A 25,587-nucleotide genomic window follows, 5' to 3' on the forward strand; every position below is an offset into this window, starting at 1 on the left:
GGGACCGCGCCGCCGAACTCGGCGCCGGCAAGCGGCCGCACACCCAGCTGGACAACGCACCGCCGCCGCGCCGGTCGATGTCGACCCCCAGCCGTCCCAGCGGCAGCCGCTCCGAACTGATCGAGACGGTCGTCGACCGCGCGATGTCGCAACTCGGCGTCACCTATGCCTGGGGCGGTGGCGACGAGGACGGGCCCACCAAGGGCATCCACGACGGCGGTGTGGCCGACTCCTACGGCGACTACAACAAGGTGGGCTTCGACTGCTCGGGCCTGATGATCTACGCCTTCGCCGGTGTCGGCATCTCCCTGCCGCACTACAGCGGCTACCAGTACACGATGGGCACCAGGGTGAAGGTCGCCCAGCGCGAGCGCGGCGACATGCTGTTCTGGGGGTCCAACGGCAGCGAGCACGTCGCGCTGTACCTGGGCGACGGCAAGATGATCGAGGCGCCCGAATCCGGTGACGTGGTGAAGATTTCGCCGGTGCGCGAGGGCGGCATCATGCCGTACGCGATTCGCCTGATCACCTGACGCACCTCCGAATGATCTTGGCTACCATGCGAATCGGCACACATCGTGCCGGTCCGTTCGGCACGAGCCGAGAGTTCGGCAGTAGTTGGGGTATTGATGAGGCAGATCCTGTTCTCGGCGGCGATCGCACTCGCGGTCTCGATCACCGTGACGCCGTTGCTGATCAGGTTGTTCGCACGCCGGAATCTCGGCCAGCAGATCCGCGTCGAGGGACCACAGAGTCACCAGGCCAAACGGGGCACGCCCACCATGGGCGGCATCGCCATCGTGGCGGGGCTGTGGGCCGGTTATCTGGGCTCCCACCTGATCGGACTGCGCTACGGCGCCGACGGCCCGTCGGCGTCCGGCCTGTTGGTGCTCGGCCTGGCCACCGCACTGGGCTTCGTCGGCTTCCTCGACGACTTCATCAAGATCCGCAAGCACCGCAATCTGGGCCTGACCGCGACGGGTAAGTACATCGGGCAGATCGGCTCGGCGGTGATCTTCGGAATCCTGGCGCTGCGCTTTCCCGGCAGCACGGGGCTGACCCCGGCCAGCCGGCAGGTGTCGTATGTGCGGGACTGGCCCACGGTGGCCTTCCCGCTGGTGGTCTTCCTGCTGGCGGTCTGCTTCGTGGTGGTCGCCTGGTCCAACGCCGTGAACATCACCGACGGGCTGGACGGCCTGGCCGCGGGATCGATGGGGTTCGCACTGGGCGCCTATGTGATCGTCACCTTCTGGCAGTACACCAATTCCTGTGCCGCCCACGCGCTTCCGGGCTGCTACAGTGTGCGTGACCCGCTCGACCTGGCCGTGGTGTGCGCGGCCGGTGGCGCGGCCTGCATCGGATTCCTGTGGTGGAATGCCAATCCGGCCAAGATCTTCATGGGCGATACCGGGTCGCTGGCCCTGGGCGGGCTGCTGGCCGGAATCTCGATCACCACCCGCACCGAATTGCTGATGGTGGTCGTGGGCGCGTTGTTCTTCGCCGAAATTCTGTCCGTGGCGTTGCAGATCGCGGTTTTCCGCACCACCCGCAACCGGTTGTTCAAGATGGCGCCGTTCCATCACCATTTCGAACTCGGCGGCTGGCCCGAAACCACGGTGATCATCAGATTCTGGCTGCTCGCGGGCATCGCGGCCGCGGTGGGGCTGGCCCTGTTCTACGCCGAATATCTGGCTGCGGTGGGCTGATCCCGCCGCGACCACCAGCCGCGACACGGCAATTCGGAATCAGCGCATTCCGGACACCGTCGAGTGCCTTCCGATCCGCCCGGGAGGCCTGGCCCGCGACATTGTGCGAGCCCAGTTGCGGCAATCTTGCTCGATACCTGGAATAGTTGGGGCGGCACGCATGGAGACCGAAGCGAAAGCGGGGAGTTTGGTGACTTCGACGGACGATGTGAGCGCTGGGAGTGCGGTGAAGCAGGCGGAGGCCGCCTCGGGCACTTTGGAGCGTGACGTCGCGACCCTGGAGAAGGCGATCTACGAAGTCAAACGGGTCATCGTCGGTCAGGACCGGTTGGTCGAGCGGCTGCTCGTCGGCGTTCTGGCTCGCGGGCACGTGCTGCTCGAGGGTGTGCCCGGTATCGCCAAGACGCTGGCGGTGGAGACCTTCGCGAAGGTGGTCGGCGGCAGTTTCTCGCGCGTGCAGTTCACCCCCGACCTGGTGCCCACCGACCTGATCGGTACCCGCATCTACCGGCAGGGCCGCGAGGAGTTCGATACCGAACTCGGCCCGGTCGTCGCCAACTTCGTCCTCGCCGACGAGATCAACCGCGCGCCCGCGAAGGTGCAGTCGGCGCTGCTCGAGGTCATGGCCGAGCGGCACGTGTCGATCGGCGGCAAGACCTACCCCATGCCCGATCCGTTCCTGGTCATGGCGACCCAGAACCCGATCGAGAGCGAGGGTGTGTACCCGCTGCCCGAGGCGCAGCGCGACCGCTTCCTGTTCAAGGTCGTCGTCGACTATCCGACGGTCGAGGAGGAGCGCGAGATCATCTACCGGATGGGTGTGACCCCGCCGGAGCCCAAGCGGATTCTCGAGCCGGCCGAACTGATCCGGCTGCAGAAACTGGCCGCCAACACCTTCGTCCACCACGCGCTGGTCGACTACGTCGTGCGCGTCATCGCCGCGACCCGCAAGCCGGCCGAATTCGGGCTGGACGACGTCGCGGGCTGGATCGCCTACGGCGCCTCGCCGCGCGCCAGCCTCGGCATCATCGCCGCCGCCCGCGCGGTCGCGCTGATCCGCGGCCGCGATTACGTGGTGCCGCAGGACGTCGTCGAGGTCGTTCCGGATGTGCTGCGCCACCGTCTCGTGCTGTCCTACGACGCCCTCGCCGACGAGGTGAGCCCCGACGACGTGATCCGCCGGGTGCTGCAGACCGTGGGCCTGCCGCAGGTCGCCACCCAGGCCAACGCGCCCGCCCAGGGCGGTCCCGCGCCGATGCCGGCGCCGGGCCCGCAGGCTGCCGCGCCGCAGCCCAACGCCCCGCACCCGGCCGGTCAGCCGCAGAACGGTCAGGGCGCCGGGCAGCCGCAGCGCCAGTGAGCGGGGCATCGGATTCGGTTGCGCCAGTGACGAACTCAGCTCACGTCCCCGCTCATCCCGACAGCGCCCCGCCGTCGTTCCGGTCCGGAGATCTGCGCGATCCGCGATTGTCGGCGGCGCTGAAAACTCTGGAGCTGACGGTGCGCCGCCGCCTCGACGGCGTGCTGCACGGCGATCATCTCGGCCTGATCCCCGGCCCCGGGTCCGAACCCGGGGACGCGCGGATGTATCAGCCGGGTGACGATGTGCGCCAGATGGATTGGTCGGTCACCGCCCGCACCACCCACCCGCACGTGCGGCAGATGATCGCCGACCGGGAGCTCGAGACCTGGCTGGTGGTCGACCTGTCGGCCAGTCTGGACTTCGGCACCGCGCTGTGCCAGAAGCGTGATCTGGTGGTCGCGGCGGCTGCCGCGGTGACGCATCTGACCAGCGGCGGCGGCAACCGGATCGGCGCGGTCGTCGCCAACGGCGAACGGCTGTACCGGATTCCGGCCCGCACCGGCCGGGTGCACGCCCAGTCGCTGCTGCGCAGTATCGCGACCACCCCCCATGCGAGCGACGGCGTGCGCGGTGATCTGCGCGGCGCCATCGAGTCGCTGCGCCGGCCGCAACGCAAACGCGGTCTGGCCGTTGTCATTTCGGACTTCCTCGGCGAGATCGACTGGCAGCGTTCGCTGCGCGCGATCTCCGGCCGTCACGATCTGCTCGGTGTGGAGATCCTCGATCCGCTGGATCTGGATCTGCCCGATGTCGGTGACGTGGTGCTCCACGATCCCGAAACCGGCCGCACCCGCGAATTCACCGTCACTCCCACCCTGCGGGCCGATTTCGGCCGTGCTGCCCAGCAGCATCGCGAACAGGTCGAGGCGGCGTTGCGCAGTTGCGGCGCGCCGGTGATGACGCTGCGCACCGATCGTGACTGGATCGCCGACGTGGTCCGTTTCGTGTCCACTCGGCGCCACACCTTCGGCGCCCCGACCGGGCGGGTGCCCCGACAGTGAGTATTTCGCATTTCACGTCCGCGATCTGGCTGGCATTCCTGATCGTCGTCGCCGCGATCGCGCTGCTGTACGTGCTGGTCCAGCGGCGGCGCAAACGGCACATGCTGCGCTTCTCCAATATGGAGACCCTCGAGCAGGTGGCGCCCAAGCGGCCCAGCGCCTGGCGGCACGCGCCGGTGGCGTTGATGCTGGTGGGCCTGGTGCTGCTGACGGTGGCGGCGGCGGGCCCGCAGGCGGCGAAGAAGGTGCCGCGCAACCGGGCCACGGTGATGCTGGTGATCGACGTCTCGCTGTCGATGGAGGCCACCGACGTGCCGCCCTCGCGCATCCAGGTCGCCAAGAAGGCCGCCACCGACTTCGTCGACGGGCTCACCCCCGGGATCAACCTGGGCCTGGTGACCTTCGCCGGCACCGCGTCGGTTCAGGTGTCGCCGACCACCAATCGCGAGGCGATGAAGGCCGCCATCCAAAATATGAAGCTGGCCGAACGCACCGCCACCGGTGAGGGCATCTACAGCGCGCTGCAGGCCATCGACACGCTCGCCTCGGTCCTGGGCGGGGCGCAGACGCCGCCTCCGGCGCGGATCGTGCTGATGTCCGACGGCAAGCAGACCGTGCCCGACGACAAGGACGTCGACAATCCCCGGCACGGCTTCGTCGCGGCCCGGGTGGCCAAGCAGAAGAGCATCCCGGTGTCGACCATCTCCTTCGGCACCACCTGGGGTTCGGTCGAGATTCCGGATCAGGACGGCAAAGGGTCGCAACGCGTCCGGGTTCCGGTCGACGACGACTCCTTGCGCGAGATCGCCAAGATCTCCGGCGGCGACTTCTACACCGCTTCCACGCTGGAAGAACTGAGCGCCGTCTACGACACCCTGGACAAGCAGATCGGCTACGAGATGCAGATGGGTGATGCCAGCCGGCCGTGGCTGCTACTGGGTCTGCTGCTGACCGCTGCGGGTGTGGTGAGCGGTTTGGTCTATCGTCAACGCCTGCCATAACGGGTACCGCGCAACCCGGCCACGACAGTCGAACTCGAACAGATAGGTTGACATTCATGTCGAACTTCACTTCCCGATCGGTCCTGGTGACCGGTGGCAACCGCGGTATCGGTCTCGCGGTGGCCCAGCGGCTGGCCGCCGACGGGCACAAGGTTGCCGTCACCCATCGTGGATCGGGCGCGCCGGAAGGTCTTCTGGGCGTGAAATGCGATGTGACGGACGCGGATTCGATCGATGCGGCCTTCAGTGAGATCGAGGCCAAGCACGGCCCGGTCGAGGTGCTGGTCGCCAACGCCGGCATCGTCGACAACACTCTGCTCATGCGGATGAGCGAGGAGCAGTTCACCCGCGTCATCGACGCCAACCTCACCGGCGCGTGGCGCTGCGCCAAGCGCGCCAACCGGGCGATGCTGCGGGCCCGCTTCGGCCGCATCATCTTCCTCGGCTCGGTCGTGGGGCAGATGGGTGGTCCCGGCCAGGTGAACTACGCGGCGGCCAAGGCCGGTCTGGTCGGCATGGCGCGCGCGATCACCCGCGAGATCGGCTCGCGCAACATCACCGCCAACGTGGTGGCGCCCGGCTTCATCGACACCGATATGACCCGGGAAGAGATGACCGAGGACATGCGCGAGATGGCGCTGAAGGTCATTCCCGCGGCCCGCATCGGCCAGCCCGAAGAGGTCGCCGCGGCGATCAGCTTCCTGGCCTCCGACGACGCGTCCTACATCACCGGCGCGATCCTGCCGGTCGACGGCGGCATGGGCATGGGCCACTGAGCAACCGGCTACCGAGCCCCCGCCGACTTCCCATCCGAGTTTCCCGAGGAGAATTCACCACCCATGAGCGGAATCCTGGACGGTAAAACCGTCCTGATCACCGGCATCATCACCGATTCGTCGATCGCCTTCCACGCCGCCAAGGTGGCGCAGGAGCAGGGCGCGAAGGTGATCATCACCGGTATCCCCGAGCGGCTGCGCCTGATCGACCGCATCGCCAAGCGCCTGCCGCAGGAAATCGCACCCGCGATCGGCCTCGACGTCACCAACGAGGACGACCTCGCCGGTCTCGCCGACAAGGTGCGCGAACTCGCGCCCGAGGGCATCGACGGCGTGCTGCACTCCATCGCCTTCGCCCCGCGCACCCTGATGGGCCCCGACGCGCTGCCGTTCCTCGACGGCCCCGGCGCCGACGCCGCCAAGGCCTTCGAGATCTCCGCGTGGAGCTACGCCTCGCTGGCGCGCGCGGTGCTGCCCGCCATGAACGAGGGCGGCTCGATCGTGGGCATGGACTTCGATCCGCGCACCGCGATGCCCTTCTACAACTGGATGGGTGTGGCCAAGGCCGCGCTGGAGTCGGTGAACCGCTATGTGGCGCGGGAGGTGGGCGAGGCCAAGCGGGTTCGCTCCAACCTGGTCGCCGCGGGCCCGATCAAGACCCTCGCCGCGAAGGCGATCGCCGGGACGGCCACCGACGACGCCAAGCAGCTGAACATGCTCAACACCTACTGGGACGGCGCCTCGCCCATCGGCTGGGACGTCGACGACCCGACGGTGGTCGCCAAGTCGATCGTCACCCTGCTGTCGGACTGGCTGCCCGGCACCACCGGTTCGATCATCTACGTCGACGGCGGCGCCAGCCACAACACCTGGTTCCCGGAGAACTGGTCGGCCAACTGAGAGCCCGGAGGTAACAGCCGTGACCGGGACCGTCGACGCACTGCTCCTGCTGTCCTTCGGCGGTCCCGAACGCCCCGAGGACGTGATGCCGTTCCTGGAGAACGTCACCCGGGGCCGGGGAGTGCCACGCGAACGCCTCGACGAGGTGGCCCAGCACTATCTGCACTTCGGTGGTGTCTCGCCGATCAATGCGCTCAACCGCGACCTGATCGCCGCGATCGAGGCCGAATTCGCCGCGCGCGCAGTGGATCTGCCGGTGTACTTCGGTAATCGCAACTGGCATCCGATGATCGAGGAAACGGTCGCCACCATGCGCGCCGACGGCATCGGCCACGCCCTGGTGTTCCCGACCTCGGCGTGGGGCGGATATTCGGGCTGCCGCCAGTACGACGAGGACATCGAGCGTGCCCGTGCGGCGGTCGAGGGCGCGCCGGAACTGACCAAACTGCGGCAGTACTTCGATCATCCGCTGTTGATCGACTCCTTCGCCGATGCCGTGCGCGCGGCTGTGCGGGAACTTCCGGCCGAATCGCGCGACCGCGCCCGGCTGGTGTTCACCGCCCATTCCATTCCGGTCGCCGCCGACCTCGCGGCCGGACCGCCCGCCGACGGTGGTCACCTCTACAGCCGCCAGGTCGCCGAGGCCGCCCGATTGTGTGCCGCGGCAACGGGTTTCGACGATTTCGACCTGGTGTGGCAGTCGCGCTCGGGACCGCCGCAGGTGCCGTGGCTGGATCCCGACATCGTCGACCATCTGGAAGCGTTGTCCGGCAAGGGTGTCGAGGCCGTCGTGGTCTGTCCGGTCGGCTTCGTCTCCGATCACCTCGAGGTCGTCTGGGACCTGGACAACGAAGCCGCCGAGAAGGCCGCCGAACTGGGTATGGCCTTCGCTCGCGCCGCCACTCCCGGCCCGGATCCGCGCTTCGCCCGGATGGTCGCCGAACTGGTCGGCGAACATCTCGACGGGAACGAACCCCGGCGCTCGGGCACGGTTCCCGGCTACGGCTGCACCCGCAACGGGGCGATCTGCGCACCCGGATGCTGTGAACCCGTGCGCCGCCGAAAGTAACCGCCGCCGAGCGGGTATGCCCCCGGTATGAACGGTAGGGTGTGCGCGGGCCGGAGTCCCGCGGTGTCGTGCTCGGTGGCGAGGACCCCTGTGCGAAAGGTGACGGTGGGGCGATGACGCGATTCTTCCTCTTCGGTCTGCTCGCGGTGGCGGTGGTCGTCCTGGGAGTCATCGCGGCGATCGGTTCGTGGGCCTGGTGGATCCTCGCCGTCGGCGCGGGATTGCTCGTTCTCGTCGGCGCCTACGATCTGGTGCAGCGCCGGCATTCGATCCTGCGCAACTATCCTTTGCTGGGGCATATGCGCTATCTGCTGGAAAGTATCCGGCCCGAACTGCAGCAGTATTTCATCGAGCGGAATTTCGACGGCCGCCCCTTCGATCGCGACGTGCGGACGATGATCTACGAGCGCGCCAAGGGAATTCACGGCGAACTGTCCTACGGAACCGAGCGCGATATCGAGGCGGTCGGCTACGAATTCCTCGTCCATTCGGTGGCCGCGCTCCCGGAACCCGAGCAGCCGCCGCGTGTGCTGGTCGGCGGCCCCGACTGCCGGCAGCCCTATGCCATGTCGCTGCTGAACATCTCGGCGATGAGTTTCGGCGCACTGTCGGGCAATGCGCTGCGCGCGTTGAACATCGGCGCGGCCCGCGGCGGTTTCGCGCACGACACGGGGGAAGGCGGGCTGACGCCGTTCCATCTGGAGGGCGGCGCGGATCTGGTGTGGGAGATCGGTTCGGCCTACTTCGGCACCCGCACCCGCGACGGTCGTTTCGATCCGGACCAGTTCGCCGAGAAGGCCGGCTACGACCAGGTGAAGGCGATCTCGGTGAAGTTGAGTCAGGGCGCGAAACCCGGACTCGGCGGAGTTCTTCCGGCCGCGAAGGTGAGCGAGGAGATCGCCCGCTATCGCGGGGTGCCCGCACACGAGAAATGCGTCAGCCCGCCGTCGCATTCGGAATTCCACACACCGCGCGAATTGATTCGCTTTGTCGTCCGCCTGCGCGAGTTGTCCGGCGGCAAGCCCATCGGGTTCAAATTGTGCGTCGGGTCCCGCACGGACGTCCTGGCGATCTGCAAGGCGATGATCGCCGAGGGGACCGCACCCGATTTCATCGTCGTCGACGGCGCCGAGGGCGGTACGGCGGCCGCACCGCTGGAATACGAGGACCACGTGGGCCTCCCGCTGACCGACGGGCTGATGACGGTGCACAACGCACTCGTCGGAACCGGCCTGCGGGACCGGATCAAATTGGGAGCCAGTGGAAAGGTGGCCACCGGCACCGATATCGTCAAGCGATTGGTGCAGGGCGCGGACTTCACCAATGCCGCCCGGGCGATGATGATGGCGGTCGGATGCATCCAGTCCCAGCGCTGTCACACCAATCAGTGCCCGGTCGGCGTCGCGACCCAGGATCCGCGGCGTGCCCGCGCCCTCGACGTCGCCGACAAGGCCGAGCGGGTGCAGCGGTATCAGGAGGCCACGGTGCGCCAGGCGATGCAGATGATGGCCTCGATGGGCGTGCACGACCCCGCCGAACTCGATACCCACATGCTGCGGAAAAAGGTGGCGGCCAACGAGATCCGGTCGTACGCCGAACTCTACGAATGGCTGGCGCCCGGGGAGTTGCTCGTCCATCCGCCGGCGAGCTGGCGCGCCGACTGGGAGACCGCCGATCCGGATTCGTTCCGCCCGGTCGCGCCCGCCCAGCCGGTCCGGGTGCGATGACCCGGAACGCGATGATCAGAAGTCGAGTGCGGGCACCCGCGCGTACACACCGGGGAATCCGGGTTCGGCCGCACCCTTACCCCACGAGGTGATGCCGGCGACCTTGCCGTCCACCAGCAGTGGTCCGCCGCTGTCGAATTCAGCGGTGTCGGCGGTGGTGGAGCCCGCGCACACCGCCTCGGCCGGATCGAATTCGGCGGCGTAGGCGACCGCGCAGGCCGCATCGGGCACCAGCGGCACCGTCGCCGCCCGCAGCACGCTGTTGGACTGGTCGTCCTCGGAGGTGGCGCCCCAGCCGACCACCGTCGCCGTATCCCCGTGTGGCGCCGCCACAGCCACGGTCGGCAGAGCGACCGGTGCGCTCAGGACCAGTACGGCGACATTGTGGTGATAGCTCAGATCGGTGCCGAACAGCGACACCCGGAAATCCGGGTCGATGCGGACATCGGCGATTCCGATGGTGACCCCGCCGTGCCCGGCGACATCGGTACGGCCGAAGGTCACCGTCGTTCCCGGCAGTGTGCGGGCCAAGGCCCCGCAATGGGCGGCCGTGAGCACCCGGTCCGGGGCGATCAGGGCGCCGGCGCAGAATTGCCCGCCGGGCCGCGTCGCGTAGACGGGCGTGCCGATGGCCGCCAGCCACGGATAGTCGGTGGCGCCGACCGGGGCACCGCCGACCACGGCGTGCGCCCCGGTCGGCGGAACCAGGGCGCAGGCGAACGCGGCGGCGACGGCGCCCGCCGCCCGGCGCGGGGAAATCCTCATGACGACCTCGATGCTGTATGACGTGTCCGCCGAAAGTTCTACCGTACGACTATGACGAGGTGGAGCGAATTCGCCGGTGCCGCCCCGCGTATCGCGGGGATGGACGTGGTGATGCGGAAACCGGCCGAGGGTGAGACGGTGGTGCGCAAGCATTGATCCGTCGGCCGACGTTTCGCGCGGTAACCGGCTGCGATCAGCTAATTCACCGCTATTGTGCGGAGGTGGACATCGCGCTGGAGTGGGACCAGCATCCGGGAACGGGTTTGCGGCTGGCCGCCGAATTGGCGGGCCGCACCGGGTTGCCCCTGCTCGAAGATATTTCCGTCGCCGACGGCACCGCCGATCTGCTGGGTGTGATCGCGGCCCGCGGTGGCGGTGAACTGCTGGGCTGGGCGGAATTGCGCGATGCCGGCCTGGGTGAGGCGTGGGTGCAGGCGGTGTCCGCGCAGCGGCTCGTGCATTCGCTGCATCTGGGCCGCGCCGACGAATCCGAACCGCAGGCGGCCGAAACCGAGATGGTCTGCCGGCTGACCGCCGAGGCCGTGCGCCGGGCCACTGCCGCCGGATACCGGGTGTTGCGCTGGCAGGGCACCGATATCGGGCCGTCCGGCCGGGCCGCGGTCGCACTGGGGGCGCGGCGGGTCGACGAATACGCGCGGCTGTGGGAGCTGGACCTCACCCGGCCTCCCCTCCTGGACACCAGCGCGCCGCCGCGGCGGCTGGTGCACACCCTCGCCGAATCGGCCGACCCGCCGGGGCGGGTGCTGCTCACCACCGTGCTCTCGGCCCGGTCGGCGACGGAACCGATCACCACGATCACGACCTTCGCCGGCGGCGCCGAGGCCTACATCAGCGCCGAGGAGGGGTTCGCCCATCGCGAGGCCGATGCCGATCTGCTGACCGCCGCCTTCGGTGCGGTGGTGTCCGAACTGCGCGCTGTGATGCCTGACATCACCATGCTGCGGGTGTTCGAATTCGACGACGAGGCGCTGCGCGCGGCGCTGGCCCGGATCGGCATGCGAGTCTGCGGGCGCTACAACGACTACGAATTGAATCTGCCCGGGCCGCCTGCGGGCGAGGCCGCGACCTAGCGCGGGCCGGCCGCCGCGTTCACCGCGGACAGGCGGGCGGCGCGCAGGGCGTTCCACAGCGGACGCAGCAGCGTCTCCTGGGCCTGCACGGCGCTGGCCGAACTGGGGGAGGAGGGCGCCGTCTGCTGGGCCACGGTGAGGATCGCGGCCACATGGTCGGCCGAATCGAGGATGCGGCGGGCCCGCAACGGCGCCGAGTCCGGGTAGATGTGGCGCGAGCAGGCGGCCAGTTCGGCCTCGATCAACTCCCGCGGATCGTCGTCACCGCCGACCGCGGTGGTGTGTAACCGCATCAGGGCCTCCGCGGCCTCGCGGACCGCCTCCCGCATCGCGTACTCGGCCTCGCCGAGCGCCATATCCGGTGCCGGCACCGGAACCGGCGTGTGGAACACGGTCCACTGCAGCGATTCCTCGTCGGTCCACTGCGGCACCAGCGCCACACCCTCGCCGCCGGGTACGCCGGCGATCACGCCCTCCTCGGCATCCATTGCCGCCGTGGCGAATTCGGTTCCCACCGGCAATCCGCGCGCATCGCCCGGCACCGGCAGCACCAGCCGCATCTGCGCCCCCGGCTCGGCCATCGCCTCGCGAATGACCTTGAGCAGGACCATGATTCCGGTGCCGGCCTCCAGCGGCTCGGCCGAGGGCCACGGCAGTCCCGTCCGTCCGCCGGTCAGCGGGTCACCGGCGGCGACACTGTGCTGCGGCGACCAGGCGCGCAACGCGTCCAGCACGTCGTCGGGCGCGCTGCGGCCCGCCAGCCACGAGCCCGCCCACACCGTCAGCGTGGCACTGGGAGAACACATGGTTCGAGGATAATGGTGCCGCGGCGATCCCGTGGGCACTGGTGCAGCTATCGTGCGCGCGGGGATTGCCGCGGCACCACTCCTCAATCCCGCGAAAAGGCTGCGGCGGCGGCCATTTCGAGGTCGAGATACGGTTTACCGCTGACATCCTCGACGACCTGGTGCATGATTCCGCCGGTGAACGGGAAGGGTGCGTGGTAACGCGGGGATACCGACTGGCCGCCGTCGCGACCGACCCGGACACCCTCGCCGACGCCGGAGAACACGGTCGGCTGGGTCCGCATATCGTCGAGCGAACCCACCGGATCCTCGTCGATGTAGAGGACCGCCTCGCCGGTCGGGGTGAAATTGTCCGGCCGCGTGCCCTTCCGTTCGAAACGCATGCCCAGGATGTGGTCGCCCAGCGGGACCGGGCGGTCGGAGACCATCACCTGTTCCTCCTCGCCGAGGAAGTTGTAGACGTAGTACAGGTGGCCGTCCTGCACGAACAGCGTGTGTCCGCCGAGCCGCCCGCCGTGGGCGAACAGCACGCCCTCGGCGTCGGGACTCGTGATCGTCGTCTCGGCGAGCAGTGCGAAGGACCGGCCGCGGATCTCCAGTGCGGCGCCCGGCCCCACCTCGGCGATGCCGGGATAGTAGACGGCGGTGTCGCGGGTCTTGGCATACGTCGGCCGGTCGCGCAGCATCACCGAGACGATGTCGAGGTCGTAGAGCGGCAGGCCGTTGTACTTCTCGGCCTCGGCGAACCACAGCGCCTTCAACTCCTCCAGCTTCTCGGGACGATCGCCGGCCAGGTCGTGCATCTGGCTGCGGTCGTCCTCGATGTGGAACAGCTCCCACCGGTCGCTGTCGAAATGTCCCCAGCCCGACGGGCACGCCGCGTGCACGGTGTCGGCGAACCAGCCCCGGTGCCAGATGCCGCGGGTGCCCAGCATCGAATAGAACTGCGTGTGCTTGCCGGTGTCGGCGTCCGGGTCGTCGAGCAGGGCCCGGAAGCTGACGCCTTCCAGCGGGCGCTGCGCCACGTTCTTCACCGTCTCCGGTGGCGTGATGCCGAGCAGTTCGTAGATCGTCGGGGTGACATCGCAGACGTTGAGATACTGGTGGCGCAGTTCGCCGCGGGCGGCGATCCCGGCCGGCCACGAGAGCAGACAGGCGTCGGCGATACCGCCCTCGTGCGAGGCGTAGCGTTTGTACAGCTTGTACGGGGTGTTGAACGCCATCGCCCACCCGATGCTGTAGTGGTTGTAGGTGGTCGGCGATCCCAGTTCGTCGAGTTTCGCCAGGCTGTCCTCGATCGTGTCGATATAGCCGTTGAAGAATTTCATCTCGTTGGCCGAGCCGTTCGGACCGCCCTCACCGCTGGCGCCGTTGTCGGAGAAGGTGACGATGATCGTATTGTCCAGCTGCCCGCTCTCCTCCAGATAATCGAGGAGCCGCCCGATCTGCGCATCGGTATAGGACAGGAAGCCGGCGAACACCTCCGCCTGTCGGCGGAACAACCGTTTCTCGTCCTCGGACAGCGAATCCCACGCCCGCACCGTGTCCTGCAGCGGCCAGGGCTCGCCGTTGCTTCCGGTGGCGTTCGCGTACGGGTTCATCGGCGACAGTTCGGTGTCCTGCGGGATCAGCCCCATGCGCTTCTGGTTCTCCAGCACGATCTCGCGGTACTTCTCATATCCCATATCGAAGCGGCCTCGGTATTTGTCCGCCCATTCGCGAGGGACATGATGTGGCGCATGACCGCATCCCGGGCACAGGTACATGAACCACGGTTTGTCCGGAGCGATGACCTTCGCGTCGCGGATGAACTCGATCGACTTGTCCGCCAGGTCTTTCGACAGGTGATATCCGTCCTCCGGCGAGTACGGCGGTGTGATCGGGTGGTTGTCGTAGACGAGATTGGGATACCACTGGTCGGCTTCGCCGCCGAGGAATCCGTAGAACCGTTCGAATCCGCGCCCCAGCGGCCAGTGGCGTTTCGATGCCGCCAGATTGTTCTCCTCCAGCGGCGTCATATGCCATTTTCCGACGGCGTAGGTGTTCCATCCGCGTTCGGTGAGAACCTCCGAACACAGGGCGGTGTCGTCGGGAATCCGGCCGCTCATGCTCGGGAAGCCGTCGGTGAACTCTTCGATGGTCGCCATTCCGACGGACGTCGGATTTCGTCCGGTGAGCAGTGAGGCGCGAGTCGGGGAACACAGCGCGGTCGTGTGGAACTGCGTGAATTGGATTCCGCGCTCGGCGATTCGCCGCATATTCGGCATCTCGACCAGCCCGCCGTAGCAGTCCCACGTGGCGATTCCGATATCGTCCCACACCAGATACAGCACATTGGGTGCGCCGCGTGGTGCGGTCGGTTCCGCGAACGGCTTCCAGTCGGCGACGGAATCACGGATATCGAGCGCGATATGTCCTTCGAATTTCTCGGCCACCATCCACCTCCGGACGGAGAGTCATCGGATCGTCGTCGATCCGGTCCGGGGCCGCACATGTCCATCCGTGGTCCGTCGGGCGCGGCCTCGATGCCTGCTGAATACTCTCGAGTTCGCACGAACCGCTGCTGGCACGAACCGCCGAGAGTCGATAGGGACTGCCGTGCGACGGCCACTCGTCCGGTTTGCGAACGGCATCCGGATACTGGCTGGTCACACCCTGTGCGCCCATAGATCGTACCGGGCGGAGGGGTTCGGAGGTGGGTTAGTGGAGAAAGAGGCGGCACACGCTCGGCCGCCCCGATCAGGCGTGGTGGACGGTCCGGCCGCGACCGAACATCCTGCCCAATCCGCGCTTTGGTGCCGTGGGCTGGGCGCCGCCGACCGGCTGGGACGCGGTGTGCGGTGTGTCCGCGGTGGTGGCGGGACCGTAATAGATGGGTGCGTCGCGGCGGGTGGCGTCCAGTTCCCGGCGGGCGGCGCTCGCGCGGCGGGCGTTGCGGCGGCTGCCCGCGAGCAGCAGGCTCAGCCCCGCCATGCCGACGGCGCCGACGACGATGCCGTAGAGAAACAGGGTTCCGGTGGAGCCGGTGAAGTGATAGCCGAAGGCGGTGAAATTGCCGTTCAGAGCATGGCCGGCTCCGGTGTTGACGACCACGCCCACGACGCCGGCGACCACTGCGGCGATGAGGATGACGAGCCCGAGAATGACGATCATGGCGATTCCTTTCCTGCGATCGGAATGCCGCGCGGGATAGGCCCCAAACCTTCGAACGCGACTATTGCCGGTAGGTGGACAGGAAGCGGCCGATGCGCTCGATGATGGCCTCCAGTTCGTCGGCGTGCGGCAGGGTCGTGATCCGGAAATGGTCGGGGGTGGGCCAGTTGAAACCGGTGCCCTGCACGATGTGCAGCTTTTCCTGCAGGAGCAGGTCCAGGACGAATTGTTCGTCGTCGTGAATGGCGTAGACGCGGGGATCGATGCGCGGGAACGCGTACAGGGCGCCCTTGGGTTTCACGCAGGTGATGCCCGGGATCGCGGTGAGTGCCTCCCACGCGCGGTCGCGCTGTTCGCGCAGGCGCCCGCCCGGCAGCGTCAGGTCGTAGATGCTCTGATGCCCGCCCAGTGCGGCCTGAATCGCTTGCTGCCCCGGCACATTCGCGCACAGCCGCAGTCCCGCCAGCATGGTGAGACCCTCGAGGTAGTTCTCCGCGTGGCCGGTGGGACCGGAAACGACGAGCCAGCCGGAGCGCAGACCCGCGCACCGATAGGACTTGGACAATCCCGAGAAGGTCAGGCACAGCAGGTCGGGCGCCAGCGCGGCGATCGAGGTGTGGGTGAGTCCGTCGTAGTAGATCTTGTCGTAGATCTCATCGGCGAAGACGACCAGGTTGTGCCGGCGGGCGATGTCGAGGATCGGCCGCAGCACCTCGGGCGGGTAGACGGCGCCGGTGGGGTTGTTCGGATTGATGAGCACGAGGGCGCGGGTGCGGTCGGTGATCTTGGCGGCGATATCGGCCGGGTCCGGATACCAGTCGGCGCCCTCGTCGCAGATGTAGTGCACCGCCCGGCCGCCGTTGAGGGTCGTCGCCGCCGTCCAGAGCGGGAAATCCGGTGCGGGAACGAGAACTTCGTCACCGGTCTCCAGCAGCGCGGTGAGTGCCATCATGATCAATTCGGAGACGCCGTTGCCGAGAAAGACGTCCTCGACGTCGATGTCGGTGACCCCGAGGGTCTGGTAGTACTGGACGACCGCGCGCCGCGCCGGTAACAGGCCTTTCGAGGACGAGTAGCCGCTCGAGACCGGCAGCGTCCGCACGATGTCTTGCAGGATCTCCGCGGGCGCCTCGAAGCCGAACGGCAGTGGGTTGCCGGTGTTGAGTTTGACGACGTGATGACCCTCGGCTTCCAGTCGCGCGGCCTGTTCGGCGACCGGGCCGCGGATCTCGTACGAGACCCCCATGAGTTTGCTGGACTGGTTGACCTGCATGAACATCCCCTTCCGGCGTGTAGGCCGCCTACTGTACTTGGTTATTCCAAGTTTGCGCTTGGAATTTCCAAGTGCTGGGATAGGGTGGGGATGTGCCACGCCGAACCTATGACCACTACTGTCCGGTCAGCCGCGCGCTCGAAGTCGTCGGCGACCGCTGGAATCTGCTGGTGGTTCGCGAATTGTGCTCGGGGCCACGGCGATACAGCGATCTGTTCGCCGACCTTCCGGGCATCAGCACCGATATCCTGGCGGCCCGGCTGAAGGATCTGGAACGCGACGGCGTCCTCACCCACCGCAAGGTGGGGTCGCGGTCGGCGGCCGCCGTCTACGAGCTCACACCCACCGGCGCGGCGCTTCGGCCTGTGCTGCAGGCACTCTCGGAATGGGGGGCGCCGCTACTGGGGCAGCGGCGTGCCACCGACGCGGTGCGCGCGCACTGGTTCGCGCTGCCGCTGGGACGCGCGATCGCCGACGTCGTGCCCGCGGGCACGGTGACCGTGTACATCGGCGACACGGCGTTGCACTATGTCATCGGGACGGCGGGCATCAGTCATCACGAGGGCCCCGCGCCTGCCGCCGACCACGAATTCCGGCTGGAGATGGCGGAGGCGACCGAGATCGCCACCGGCGCACGACATCTCGCCGATGTCGTGGGGGAGCCGGGGCGCGAGGGCCGCTCGTAAGGCTGGGTGACTATTACCTACCGATCGAGTTCGGCGGTGACGAGGACCTGAACGGCCTTCTTGTCGACCTTGCCGAGTCCCGTCAACGGCAGCGCATCGACCACGATGACGTGTTTCGGAGCTTGGACCGAACCCTTGCGGCGCTTGACATCCTGCTGGATATCGTCGATCGCCGCGGCCACCGCGTCGGGATCGGCGGCGGTGGCCGGATCGAAGACGACCGCGGCGGTCACGGCCTCGCCCCAGCGGGCATCGGCGACGCCGACGACGGCAACGCCCTGGACGCGGGCGTCGGCGGCGATGACATCCTCCACTTCCCGGGGAAAGACGTTGAAGCCGCCGGTGACGATCATGTCCTTGCTGCGCCCGACGATATGCCAGAAGCCGTCGGGATCCTCGCGCGCCAGATCTCCGGTGTGCAGCCAGCCGTCGCGGAAGGTCTCCGCGGTGACCTCCGGCAGGTTCAGGTAGCCCCCGGCCAGCAGTGGCCCGGATACGCAGATCTCACCGACCTCGCCCGGCGCCACGCGCTGCCCGTCCGTGCCGATCAGTCCGGTGCGCAGCGCCGCCGACGGCCGGCCACACGAGGTCAGCCGCGCCTCGTCGTGCTCCTCCTTGCCCAGATAGCTGATCACCATCGGCGCCTCGGACTGGCCGTAGTACTGGGCGAAGATGGGGCCGAACCGGGCGATGGCCTGCGTCAGTCGTTTCGGATCGATCGAGGAGGCGCCGTAGTAGATCGTTTCCAGCGACGACAGATCGCGCGAGTCGATATCGGGATGGTCGAGCAGCGCGTACAGCATCGACGGCACCAGCATGGTCGCGGAGATGCGGTGTTCCTCGATGGCGCGCAGCACCTCACCGGCGTCGAATCGCGGCAGTACCACGCATTGCCCGCCCTGCAGCACCACCGGCAGGAAGAACGCGGCGCCCGCATGCGACAGCGGTGTGCAGATCAGGAACCGCGGGCGCTGCGGCCATTCCCATTCCGAAAGCTGGATCTGGGTCATGGTCGCCATGGTGCCGGCGGTGCCGATGACGCCCTTGGGCTTTCCGGTGGTGCCGCCGGTGTAGCTGATAGAGACGACGAAATCCGGTGGGATGTCGACCGCTTCGATCGGTTCCGGAGTGAATTCCGCTGCGGCGGAGATCAAGTCGACGCCGATGTCGGCCAGTTCCTCCGGCACCGGGCCGAGGACGAGGATCCGCTTCAGTGCGGGCACCCGGTCGGCCAGTTCGCGCGCCCGCCGTACGAACGCGGGCTGCGGATCGATGACGAGATTCGTGATGCCGGCATCGGTCAGCACGTGCACGTGGTCGTCGAGGCCGCCCATCGGATGCAGTGCGGTGCGCCGATGTCCGGCGATCTGGCCGGCGCCGAGGATGAACAGCACCTCGGGGCGGTTGAGGGCGAGCAGTGCGCTCGGGGTGCCGAGCCCGACCTCGTGGGCGGCGAAGGCGGCGATGTAGCGGCTGATGGCGTCGATGACGTCGGCGCCGGTGAGCACGGTGTCACCGAGGGTCATCACCGGCTCACGCCGATGCCGCCGCAGCCCGGCGAGCAGGGCGTGTCCGTTGTGGGTCGGCAGCCGCAGCAGGGTTGCGGGATCGATTGTGCTGGTTTCTGTTTCGGGCATGTCTGTGCTCCTGGAGGAGAAGTCGTCCGGGGTCAGGAGGTCTTGTGCGGAACCGCGGTCACCAGGCCGCCGTCCACGACGAACTCCGAGCCCGTCGCGTACGAGGATTCGTCGCTCGCCAGGAACAGTACGAAGGTCGCCACCTCTTCGGGCTGCGCCGGACGGCCCAGCGGAATCGTCACCAGATCGTCGGGGATGGCGGCGGTCATGGGTGTGCGGATCAGTCCGGGATGCAGCGAATTCACGCGAATGTTGTGCTGCGCCAGCTCCAATGCGGCCGACTTCGCCAGGCCGCGCACGCCCCATTTGGAGGCGACGTAGCCGTGGGCCCACGGAGCCCCCCGCAGTCCCTCGATGGAGGAGACGTTGATGATGGATCCGCCGCCGGCGGCGATCATCGGATCGACCGCGGCCTGCATGCCGAGAAACGTTCCGGTCAGGTTCACGTCGAGGATGCGGCGCCACTGTTCCAGTTCGAACTTGCGCAGCGAATTGCCGTTGACGATGCCCGCGTTGTTGACCAGCACGTCGAGTTTGCCGAATTCGCCGACCGCCGTGGACACCGCCGCCGCCCAGTCCTCGGGCGCGGTCACGTCGAGGTGGACGAAACGCGCGGCGTCACCGAGTTCGGCGGCCAGAGCCTTACCTTCGTCGTCGAGGATGTCACCGATCACGACCTTGGCGCCTTCGGTGACGAGCAGCCGCGCATGGGCCGCACCCATACCTCGCGAGCCCCCGCTGATGAGTGCAATTTTGCCGTCTACACGTCCCATGCCGGTGACGCTACCATGCAAACTGGAACATGTTCTAGACACTGTTCCAGAGCTCCGACCGCTGTTCGCGCGGGTGATCTGTTGTCGGCCGCCGAGGAATCGTAGTACTGTCCAGACACTTGTCCGACTGCGGCTCGTGTGATCACCCGCCGGTACGGCAGCGACGCCGACCGCCCGCGGTGCCGCGGCGACCCGAGGAGAAACGAATGCCCATCCGTGTCGTGCACATCGGCACCGGCAATGTCGGCCGGCTCGCACTGGCCGGCCTGATCGAGGACCCACGCTTCGAACTGGCCGGCGTGTGCGTCTCGACGGAGGAGAAGATCGGCAAGGACGCCGGCGAACTGGCGGGCCTGGACGTCACCACCGGCATCCGCGCGACCGGCGACCTGGCGGAGTTGCTCGCCCTGCGCCCGGACTGCGCGGTCTACTGCGCGATGGGCGATACCCGGCTGCTGGAAGCGCTGGAGGACTGCCGCCGCATCCTGGCCGCCGGCGTCGATATCGTCGGATCCGCCCCCGGACTCCTGCAATATCCGTGGAAGGTATTGCCGGACAAGTTCTTCGCCACCATCGAGGCGGCCGCGCACGAGGGCGATGCGAGCATCTTCATCACCGGCATCGATCCCGGTTTCGCCAACGATCTGATTCCACTCGCCTTCGCCGGCACCTGCCGCAATATCGAACAGGTGCGGTGTTCGGAGATCGCGGACTACGCCACCTACGACGGCGCGACGGTCATGTTCGACGTGATGGGATTCGGCAAACCCCTCGACGAGGTGCCGATGCTGCTGCAGCCCGGGGTGCTCGGCATGGCCTGGGGCACGACGATCCGGCAACTCGAGGCGGGGCTGGGCATCACCGTCGACGAGATCACCGAATCCTACGAACGGGAACCGGCGCCGGAAAGCTTCGACATCGCGGCCGGGCACGTGCCCGAAGGGTCGGTCGCGGCACTGCGTTTCGAGATTCGCGGGATGGTGAAGGGCCGCCCGGTCATCGTCATCGAACACACCACCCGGCTGCGGGGCGACCTGCGCCCCGAATGGCCGCAGCCGGCCCAGCCCGGCGGGTCCTATCGGGTCGAGATCGTCGGCGAACCCTCCTATACCGTCGACATCTGTCCCACCAGCCGCCACGGCGACCACAATCACGCGGCGATCGTGGCCGCCGCGGGCCGGATCGTCAATGCCATCCCCGCGGTGGTCGGCGCACCCGCCGGGATCCGCACCGCTCTCGATCTGCCGCTGATCGCCGGAAGCGTGGTGGCCGAATGACTTCGGGGCCGATACTCGTCACCGGCGCGTTCGGGCTGGTCGGCACCGCGCTGGTGCGCACCCTCGCCGCACGCGGGTCCCGCGTGGTCGCCACCGATCTCGACATCCCGGCCAACCGCCGCGCCGGGCGGGAGTTCACCGGTGCCGGCGTGGAGGTGCGGTGGGCGGATCTGACCGTGCCGCAACAGGTTCGCGAGCTGGTGCGATCGGTGCGCCCGAGTGCGATCGTCCACCTCGCCGCGATCATCCCGCCGGTCTGTTACCAGCGCCGCGGCCTCGCTCGCGCCGTCAACGTGGAGGCCACCGCCACGCTGCTCGACGCCGCGGCCGAGCTCACCACGCCGCCGCGGTTCGTGCTCGCGTCGAGTATCGCGGTCTACGGCGCCCGCAATCCGCATCGGTCCGGCGGACCGCTCACGGCCGATACCCCGGTGCGGCCGACAGATCTGTACGGCGCGCACAAGACGGAGGCCGAACAGCTGGTGCGGGCGTCGCCACTGGAGTGGGTGATCCTGCGGCTCGGCGGCGTACTCACCGTCGAGCCGATGCTCGGCCTGGCCGCGGACATGCTCACCTTCGAGGCGGCGCTGCCGGCCGACGGGCGAATCAATACGGTCGACGTGCGCGATGTGGCCGCCGCGTTCACGGCCGCGACCCTCACCCCGTCCGTCCGTGAGGTCTTCCTCATCGGCGGCGACGCGTCACATCGGCTGCGCCAGTGTGATATCGGCGCCTCGATCGCCGCCGCCTCCGGGTTGCCGGGGGCCATCCCGCGCGGACTGGACGGGAACCCGGACAGCGATGCGGACTGGTTCGCCACCGACTGGATGGATACCGGCCGCGCCCAGGAAGTGCTGCACTTCCAGCATCACTCCTTCCCGGATATGCTCGCCGAAATCCGTTCCAGGACAGGAAAACTGCGGTTCATAGCCCGCCCGTTCGCTCCGGTGATGCGCTGGTATCTCAGGCGGTTGTCGCCGTACCGCGACGGTTCGCGGACATTCGCCGACCCGTGGGGCGCGATCCGTGCCCGACTGGGCGATCCGGAACCGGATCGCTGATCACCGTGGCTCCGGACGCGGAACCTGTCCGGAGCCGAACGGGGCGGACGTCATCGGTAGATGATCCGCGTTGCGACATGTTCGACCGAGCAGGTGCCGCTGTGCAGTGAGTAGCCCATGCTCGCGGTCAGCACTGTCCCCAGATAGACGGCCTCCAGGGCCTTCATGCGCTCCGGATCGACGTCGGAGCCGGTCGCCGCGCGAATGCGACGCCGGATTTCCGGTGCGATCAGGGTCCGGGTACTCGCGACGTCGAACGGGCTGTGCGGTGTTGTCGCCATAGCGTGTCGTTTCTTCCCCTCCGGTACGGAGGAAGTGGGTGAGATTCTCGGCGCCACGAAGGTGGACACCTGTCTGGACAATATTACACTTTGACGGGTACCGCAAAGTCCGACCGCCCGTCGCCGTGCGGCGGGGCCCGTCAATTCCGTGAGTGAACGATGACCGACGAAGAACAGGCAATCATCGATTTCGCCGTACTGTGGCTGCCCTACGGCGGGCCACCCGACGAGGAGATCCTCGTGCGTTTCGGCATGAGCGAGCAGCGTTTCCGCGCCCGGCTCGCCGACATCGTCGCCGATCGCGGCACGAGTGTGGATCGTGCGTGGCGACAGCGAGCGGCCGTGCTGCTGCAGTCGTATCTCGGCGGCGAACCGCAACTCGACCTCTCCCGAACCCGCCCGCGGCCACAGGACGGCGCGGACGGCCCGGCCACCGGATACCCCGCCGCGCGAGCGTGATGGAAGTGCGGGGATCAGTCGGGGACGCCGCCGATCTCGGCGGCGGAGGTACGCGCGAAATCGATGCGACGGCGCGTATTGGAGAGAGTGCTGATCACGCTGGTGCCGACGGGACCGGTGCGGTCGTAGAGAGTGGCGACACCGACGGCGATACCGCTGGAGGCGATGGAATTGTCGGCGCGCACCCCCAGCTCGTGTCCGCGGGGCAGGCGGGAAAGGTTCACCGTCACATCGGCATTGATGTAACCGGCCCCTTCCGAACCCCAGTGGCCAGGAAGATCGCCGTCGCCCGGGCGCGCTCCCGCCCGTCCTGGAGTAGCGACGCGTCGGCGAGCGAAATGCGCGAGCCTCGGCGAACCACAGTGCTGGTCAGCTCGACGGGCGCATTCGCCACTGGCTGATACAGGTCCGCCGTGAACCGGACCGGGACGAAACCGTCGGGGCAGTGGGCTTCCAATTCCCGTGCCAGTAGCCCGCATACGCCGGTTCCCGCCAGCGCCGTCGGTGTCCACGGGCTGACCGCCAGTCGCTGTGCCACGAGCCGTCCGTCGTCCTCACGAAAGAAGCTCACCATCGATATCCGATTCCCCTCCGGTCCGCCCACTGGAAAGCCCAGGCGTGGAACACGTTACGGTCGGCAGGTTCGGGACGGCGGCAGGTTTCGGGGATTTCGGGGATCGTGCGTGACCGGTCGGCGCTGAAACCTCAAGCTCCGGCAGTGATCCTCAGCAGCACCACGCCGTGGGCGGGAATGTCCGGTGCGACGATACGGCCGTCGGTCACCGTCGTCGTCGCGGCCCAGATGTCGTGCATGGTGTACGACCGGGCCTGTGCGAGACCGGCTTCGGGGGCGCTGGTCGCGAGGGTGAGCGGCTGGTCACCGGGGTTGAGCAGGGCCACGGCGACCGAACCGTCGGACAGCGGCTTGGTGAGGATCCGGTGCTCGCGGGGGAGCGGCACCGCGGGGCCACCCGGGGGTCCTGGTCGATGGCGATGACACCGGCGTCGGTGAGCACGGCGCGTGTGGGCTCGCTCATCGTGCGGACATCGTTTCCCGCGATGAGCGGTGCGGACAGCATCGCCCACAGCGACACATGCGCCTGCTCCTCGGCGGGCGAGAGGGTGCGTGGATTTCGCAGCAGCGCCAGCGTTTCCGGGGAAATGCCCAAACGGCGGGCCAGATAGGCGGTCTCGTCGGCGCTGAGTGCCGGCCGCCGCACGGCGGTTCCGGGCAGGCCGTCCAGATGAGCACCGAGGAATGGCGCCATCGACTGTCCGACGACCAGCATGTCCGGGTCGGGCCAGTACCCCGGACGGCTGGGCCGGGCGCGGAGCGCGGCGTCGGCCTCGTCGGCGACACCGCGGACGGACGTGGTGTCGAATCCGCCGATATCGGGTTCGGGAAAGCTGTTGCGCCACATCGGGATCAGATCGTCGGAGCTGCGGGCCGAATCGGCGACGGCCGACCAGTCGTAGTCGACGCCGGCACGGGCGTCGGCGGAGCTGTTCGGATTGATCATGTAGACGATGCCGCGTCCGGTCGATCGCAGCGCGTCGCGCATCCGGGCGAAATCACGAACCTGCTCGTCGTGATTCGCATCCGTCCGGCACCAGTCGTATTTGAGCAGGTCGACACCCCAGCCGGCGAATCGCCGCGCATCCTGCAGTTCGTGGCCGCGGCTCGCGGTCGCCGGGCTCTGCCCGCAGATCTCGTTGAAGGGACTGGAATACAGCCCCAGGTACATGCCGTGTTCGTGGGCATACGCGGCCACCGCGGCGATGCCGTGCGGGAACCGGACCGGATCCGCGACGAGATCACCCGACGAATCCCGGTGCGGGGCAGCCCAGCCTGCGTCGAGGTCGACGTAGCGATAGCCGGCGTCGCGCATCCCGTCCGACACCATCGCGTCGATCGTCTCGCGCACCGACTGCTCGCTCAGCGCGATTCCGGAATCCCAGGAATTCCACCCCATCGGGGCGGTCGCACGCACGGCGGCCGGTTCGAACACCGGCGGACGCACCGCGCTCCCGGTCGCCGCCACCACCGCGGCGACACCCGCCACGAGCACCGCGAGCCGGATCGCGCCGGCGCGTCTCACCCGAGATATTGCGCGTACCACTCGGTGACGCGTTGCCAGGCGGCGGCGGCCGCGGTGGGCTGGTAGTTCGGGCCGGTGTCGTTGAAGAACGCGTGATTGGCATCGTCGGCCACGAAGATCTCGTGCGGCACACCGGCTCGGTTCAACGCCGCCTCGGCCGCCGGGCGGGTGGCGTCGACGCGCTTGTCGAGCGCGCCGTACACGGCCAGGACCGCACTCGCGGTGGTGATCTCACCGCCCTCGGGGTACGGGCCGTAGAACGGCGTGGCCGCGGCCAGCTCGCGGGTGCCGTGGGTGAGCAGCAGCCAGGTGAGACCGCCGCCGAAACAGAAACCCGTGGCGCCCAGCTTCTTTCCCGGCACCCGGCGCCCCAGTTCCGCCACCCCGGACTGCAGATCGGCGAGGAGACGATCCTGCGGCGCCTTGCTCAGAGCCGCGGTGGCGGCGGCCGGGTCGGTGAAGCTGGCGGTACCGCCCTCCTCGGAGAGCAGATCCACCGCGAGCGCGGAATAGCCGATTCCGGCGAAACGTCCGGCGACGGAACGGATGTGATCGGTGAGGCCCTTGTTCTCGTGGATCACCAGGACTCCGCCCCGGGGTTGCGCCGCGGCGGCCCAGGCGGCCCGCAGGGTGCGGCCGTCGGGCCCGGGGACGGTGATCGCGCTCGGCTGGACCGCGGTCGC

26 protein-coding genes and 1 pseudogene are annotated in these 25,587 nt (G+C 68.1%); 14 read left to right on the forward strand and 13 right to left on the reverse strand.

The window, feature by feature from the left end:
- The 9 genes from NK1_RS32010 to NK1_RS32050 form a co-directional block, all read left to right on the forward strand.
- A partial coding sequence (locus tag NK1_RS32010) for an NlpC/P60 family protein (RefSeq protein ID WP_167354337.1) occupies positions 1 to 533 on the forward strand: 533 nt, incomplete at its 5' end.
- A 96-nt stretch (positions 534 to 629) separates the two neighbouring features.
- Entirely contained in the window at positions 630 to 1,706 is a 1,077-nt protein-coding gene (mraY, locus tag NK1_RS32015) for a phospho-N-acetylmuramoyl-pentapeptide-transferase (RefSeq protein ID WP_063014815.1), read from the forward strand.
- Between the two features lie 190 nt (positions 1,707 to 1,896).
- The gene (gene moxR1, locus NK1_RS32020; RefSeq protein WP_439955972.1) at positions 1,897 to 3,066 is read left to right on the forward strand and encodes a chaperone MoxR1; all 1,170 of its coding nucleotides are present in this window, start codon (positions 1,897 to 1,899) and stop codon (positions 3,064 to 3,066) included.
- Between the two features lie 26 nt (positions 3,067 to 3,092).
- Positions 3,093 to 4,070: a DUF58 domain-containing protein gene (locus NK1_RS32025; protein WP_063014816.1), complete on the forward strand. Its 978-nt coding sequence runs from the start codon at positions 3,093 to 3,095 to the stop codon at positions 4,068 to 4,070.
- Positions 4,067 to 5,071 (forward strand): VWA domain-containing protein, encoded by a 1,005-nt coding sequence (locus NK1_RS32030; RefSeq protein WP_063014817.1) that lies wholly within the window; start codon positions 4,067 to 4,069, stop codon positions 5,069 to 5,071. Before NK1_RS32025 ends, NK1_RS32030 begins: the two co-directional genes overlap by 4 nt.
- Before the next feature lie 56 nt (positions 5,072 to 5,127).
- Complete coding sequence (gene fabG1 / locus NK1_RS32035) at positions 5,128 to 5,847, forward strand: 3-oxoacyl-ACP reductase FabG1 (protein WP_063014819.1); 720 nt, start codon at positions 5,128 to 5,130, stop codon at positions 5,845 to 5,847.
- A 63-nt stretch (positions 5,848 to 5,910) separates the two neighbouring features.
- The gene (gene inhA / locus NK1_RS32040) at positions 5,911 to 6,747 is read left to right on the forward strand and encodes an NADH-dependent enoyl-ACP reductase InhA (protein WP_036502325.1); all 837 of its coding nucleotides are present in this window, start codon (positions 5,911 to 5,913) and stop codon (positions 6,745 to 6,747) included.
- Positions 6,748 to 6,766: 19 nt separating this feature from the next.
- Positions 6,767 to 7,816, forward strand: coding sequence for a ferrochelatase (locus NK1_RS32045; protein WP_063014821.1), 1,050 nt, complete (start codon positions 6,767 to 6,769; stop codon positions 7,814 to 7,816).
- A gap of 113 nt (positions 7,817 to 7,929) precedes the next feature.
- A complete protein-coding gene (locus NK1_RS32050) occupies positions 7,930 to 9,543 on the forward strand; it encodes an FMN-binding glutamate synthase family protein (RefSeq protein WP_063014822.1) in 1,614 nt (537 codons plus the stop codon).
- Positions 9,544 to 9,558: 15 nt separating this feature from the next.
- Here NK1_RS32050 and NK1_RS32055 read toward each other — a convergent pair whose 3' ends face one another.
- Positions 9,559 to 10,308 carry a S1 family peptidase gene (locus tag NK1_RS32055; protein ID WP_063014824.1) on the reverse strand — a complete coding sequence of 250 codons (750 nt, stop codon included), beginning with the start codon at positions 10,306 to 10,308 and terminating at the stop codon, positions 9,559 to 9,561.
- Between the two features lie 221 nt (positions 10,309 to 10,529).
- Here NK1_RS32055 and NK1_RS32060 point away from each other — a divergent pair, with 221 nt between their 5' ends.
- Entirely contained in the window at positions 10,530 to 11,399 is an 870-nt protein-coding gene (locus NK1_RS32060; RefSeq protein WP_063014826.1) for a hypothetical protein, read from the forward strand.
- Here the strand turns inward: NK1_RS32060 and NK1_RS32065 are convergent.
- The 4 genes from NK1_RS32065 to NK1_RS32080 all read right to left on the reverse strand — a co-directional run bounded on the left by NK1_RS32065 (position 11,396) and on the right by NK1_RS32080 (position 16,631).
- Positions 11,396 to 12,205 (reverse strand): Rv1486c family protein, encoded by an 810-nt coding sequence (locus tag NK1_RS32065; RefSeq protein WP_063014828.1) that lies wholly within the window; start codon positions 12,203 to 12,205, stop codon positions 11,396 to 11,398. The genes NK1_RS32060 and NK1_RS32065 overlap by 4 nt on opposite strands.
- 83 nt (positions 12,206 to 12,288) lie before the next feature.
- A complete protein-coding gene (locus tag NK1_RS32070) occupies positions 12,289 to 14,643 on the reverse strand; it encodes an arylsulfatase (protein WP_063014830.1) in 2,355 nt (784 codons plus the stop codon).
- 301 nt (positions 14,644 to 14,944) lie between these two features.
- The gene (locus NK1_RS32075; protein ID WP_063014832.1) at positions 14,945 to 15,358 is read right to left on the reverse strand and encodes a hypothetical protein; all 414 of its coding nucleotides are present in this window, start codon (positions 15,356 to 15,358) and stop codon (positions 14,945 to 14,947) included.
- A 61-nt stretch (positions 15,359 to 15,419) separates the two neighbouring features.
- The gene (locus NK1_RS32080) at positions 15,420 to 16,631 is read right to left on the reverse strand and encodes a pyridoxal phosphate-dependent aminotransferase (protein WP_063014858.1); all 1,212 of its coding nucleotides are present in this window, start codon (positions 16,629 to 16,631) and stop codon (positions 15,420 to 15,422) included.
- A gap of 92 nt (positions 16,632 to 16,723) precedes the next feature.
- On the opposite strand from NK1_RS32080, the gene NK1_RS32085 reads away from it, so the two are divergent.
- On the forward strand, positions 16,724 to 17,317 hold the full coding sequence (locus NK1_RS32085; RefSeq protein WP_063014834.1) for a winged helix-turn-helix transcriptional regulator: 594 nt from the start codon (positions 16,724 to 16,726) through the stop codon (positions 17,315 to 17,317).
- Between the two features lie 17 nt (positions 17,318 to 17,334).
- Here NK1_RS32085 and fadD8 read toward each other — a convergent pair whose 3' ends face one another.
- Both fadD8 and NK1_RS32095 read right to left on the reverse strand, forming a co-directional pair.
- Positions 17,335 to 18,954 (reverse strand): fatty-acid--CoA ligase FadD8, encoded by a 1,620-nt coding sequence (gene fadD8 / locus NK1_RS32090; protein ID WP_063014836.1) that lies wholly within the window; start codon positions 18,952 to 18,954, stop codon positions 17,335 to 17,337.
- A 32-nt stretch (positions 18,955 to 18,986) separates the two neighbouring features.
- Entirely contained in the window at positions 18,987 to 19,727 is a 741-nt protein-coding gene (locus NK1_RS32095) for a glucose 1-dehydrogenase (protein WP_063014838.1), read from the reverse strand.
- Positions 19,728 to 19,933: 206 nt separating this feature from the next.
- Here NK1_RS32095 and NK1_RS32100 point away from each other — a divergent pair, with 206 nt between their 5' ends.
- Positions 19,934 to 21,004, forward strand: coding sequence for an NAD(P)H-dependent amine dehydrogenase family protein (locus tag NK1_RS32100; RefSeq protein ID WP_063014840.1), 1,071 nt, complete (start codon positions 19,934 to 19,936; stop codon positions 21,002 to 21,004).
- Positions 21,001 to 22,065, forward strand: a complete 1,065-nt coding sequence (locus NK1_RS32105; RefSeq protein WP_063014842.1) for an NAD-dependent epimerase/dehydratase family protein — start codon at positions 21,001 to 21,003, stop codon at positions 22,063 to 22,065. Before NK1_RS32100 ends, NK1_RS32105 begins: the two co-directional genes overlap by 4 nt.
- A 50-nt stretch (positions 22,066 to 22,115) precedes the next feature.
- On the opposite strand, the gene NK1_RS32110 is transcribed toward NK1_RS32105, so the two are convergent.
- Entirely contained in the window at positions 22,116 to 22,346 is a 231-nt protein-coding gene (locus tag NK1_RS32110; protein WP_063014844.1) for a hypothetical protein, read from the reverse strand.
- 159 nt (positions 22,347 to 22,505) lie between these two features.
- On the opposite strand from NK1_RS32110, the gene NK1_RS32115 reads away from it, so the two are divergent.
- Positions 22,506 to 22,805, forward strand: coding sequence for a DUF3263 domain-containing protein (locus tag NK1_RS32115; protein ID WP_063014846.1), 300 nt, complete (start codon positions 22,506 to 22,508; stop codon positions 22,803 to 22,805).
- Between the two features lie 14 nt (positions 22,806 to 22,819).
- Here NK1_RS32115 and NK1_RS36275 read toward each other — a convergent pair whose 3' ends face one another.
- The 5 genes and pseudogenes from NK1_RS36275 to NK1_RS32135 all read right to left on the reverse strand — a co-directional run.
- The gene (locus NK1_RS36275; protein ID WP_063014848.1) at positions 22,820 to 23,035 is read right to left on the reverse strand and encodes a hypothetical protein; all 216 of its coding nucleotides are present in this window, start codon (positions 23,033 to 23,035) and stop codon (positions 22,820 to 22,822) included.
- Complete coding sequence (locus NK1_RS36280) at positions 23,032 to 23,379, reverse strand: acyl-CoA thioesterase domain-containing protein (protein ID WP_063014850.1); 348 nt, start codon at positions 23,377 to 23,379, stop codon at positions 23,032 to 23,034. Before NK1_RS36280 ends, NK1_RS36275 begins: the two co-directional genes overlap by 4 nt.
- 131 nt (positions 23,380 to 23,510) lie before the next feature.
- Positions 23,511 to 23,891 (reverse strand): hypothetical protein, encoded by a 381-nt coding sequence (locus NK1_RS36285; RefSeq protein WP_369689837.1) that lies wholly within the window; start codon positions 23,889 to 23,891, stop codon positions 23,511 to 23,513.
- Positions 23,843 to 24,778 (reverse strand): annotated as a pseudogene (locus NK1_RS32130) (glycoside hydrolase family 27 protein); the annotation flags it as partial. The pseudogene NK1_RS32130 and the gene NK1_RS36285, both read right to left, overlap by 49 nt.
- Before the next feature lie 122 nt (positions 24,779 to 24,900).
- Positions 24,901 to 25,587, reverse strand: a 687-nt coding sequence (locus NK1_RS32135) for a dienelactone hydrolase family protein (protein ID WP_063014854.1), incomplete at its 5' end; no start/stop codon positions are given.

This window comes from Nocardia kruczakiae NBRC 101016 (assembly GCF_001612965.1).
Classification (GTDB): Bacteria; Actinomycetota; Actinomycetes; order Mycobacteriales; family Mycobacteriaceae; genus Nocardia; species Nocardia kruczakiae.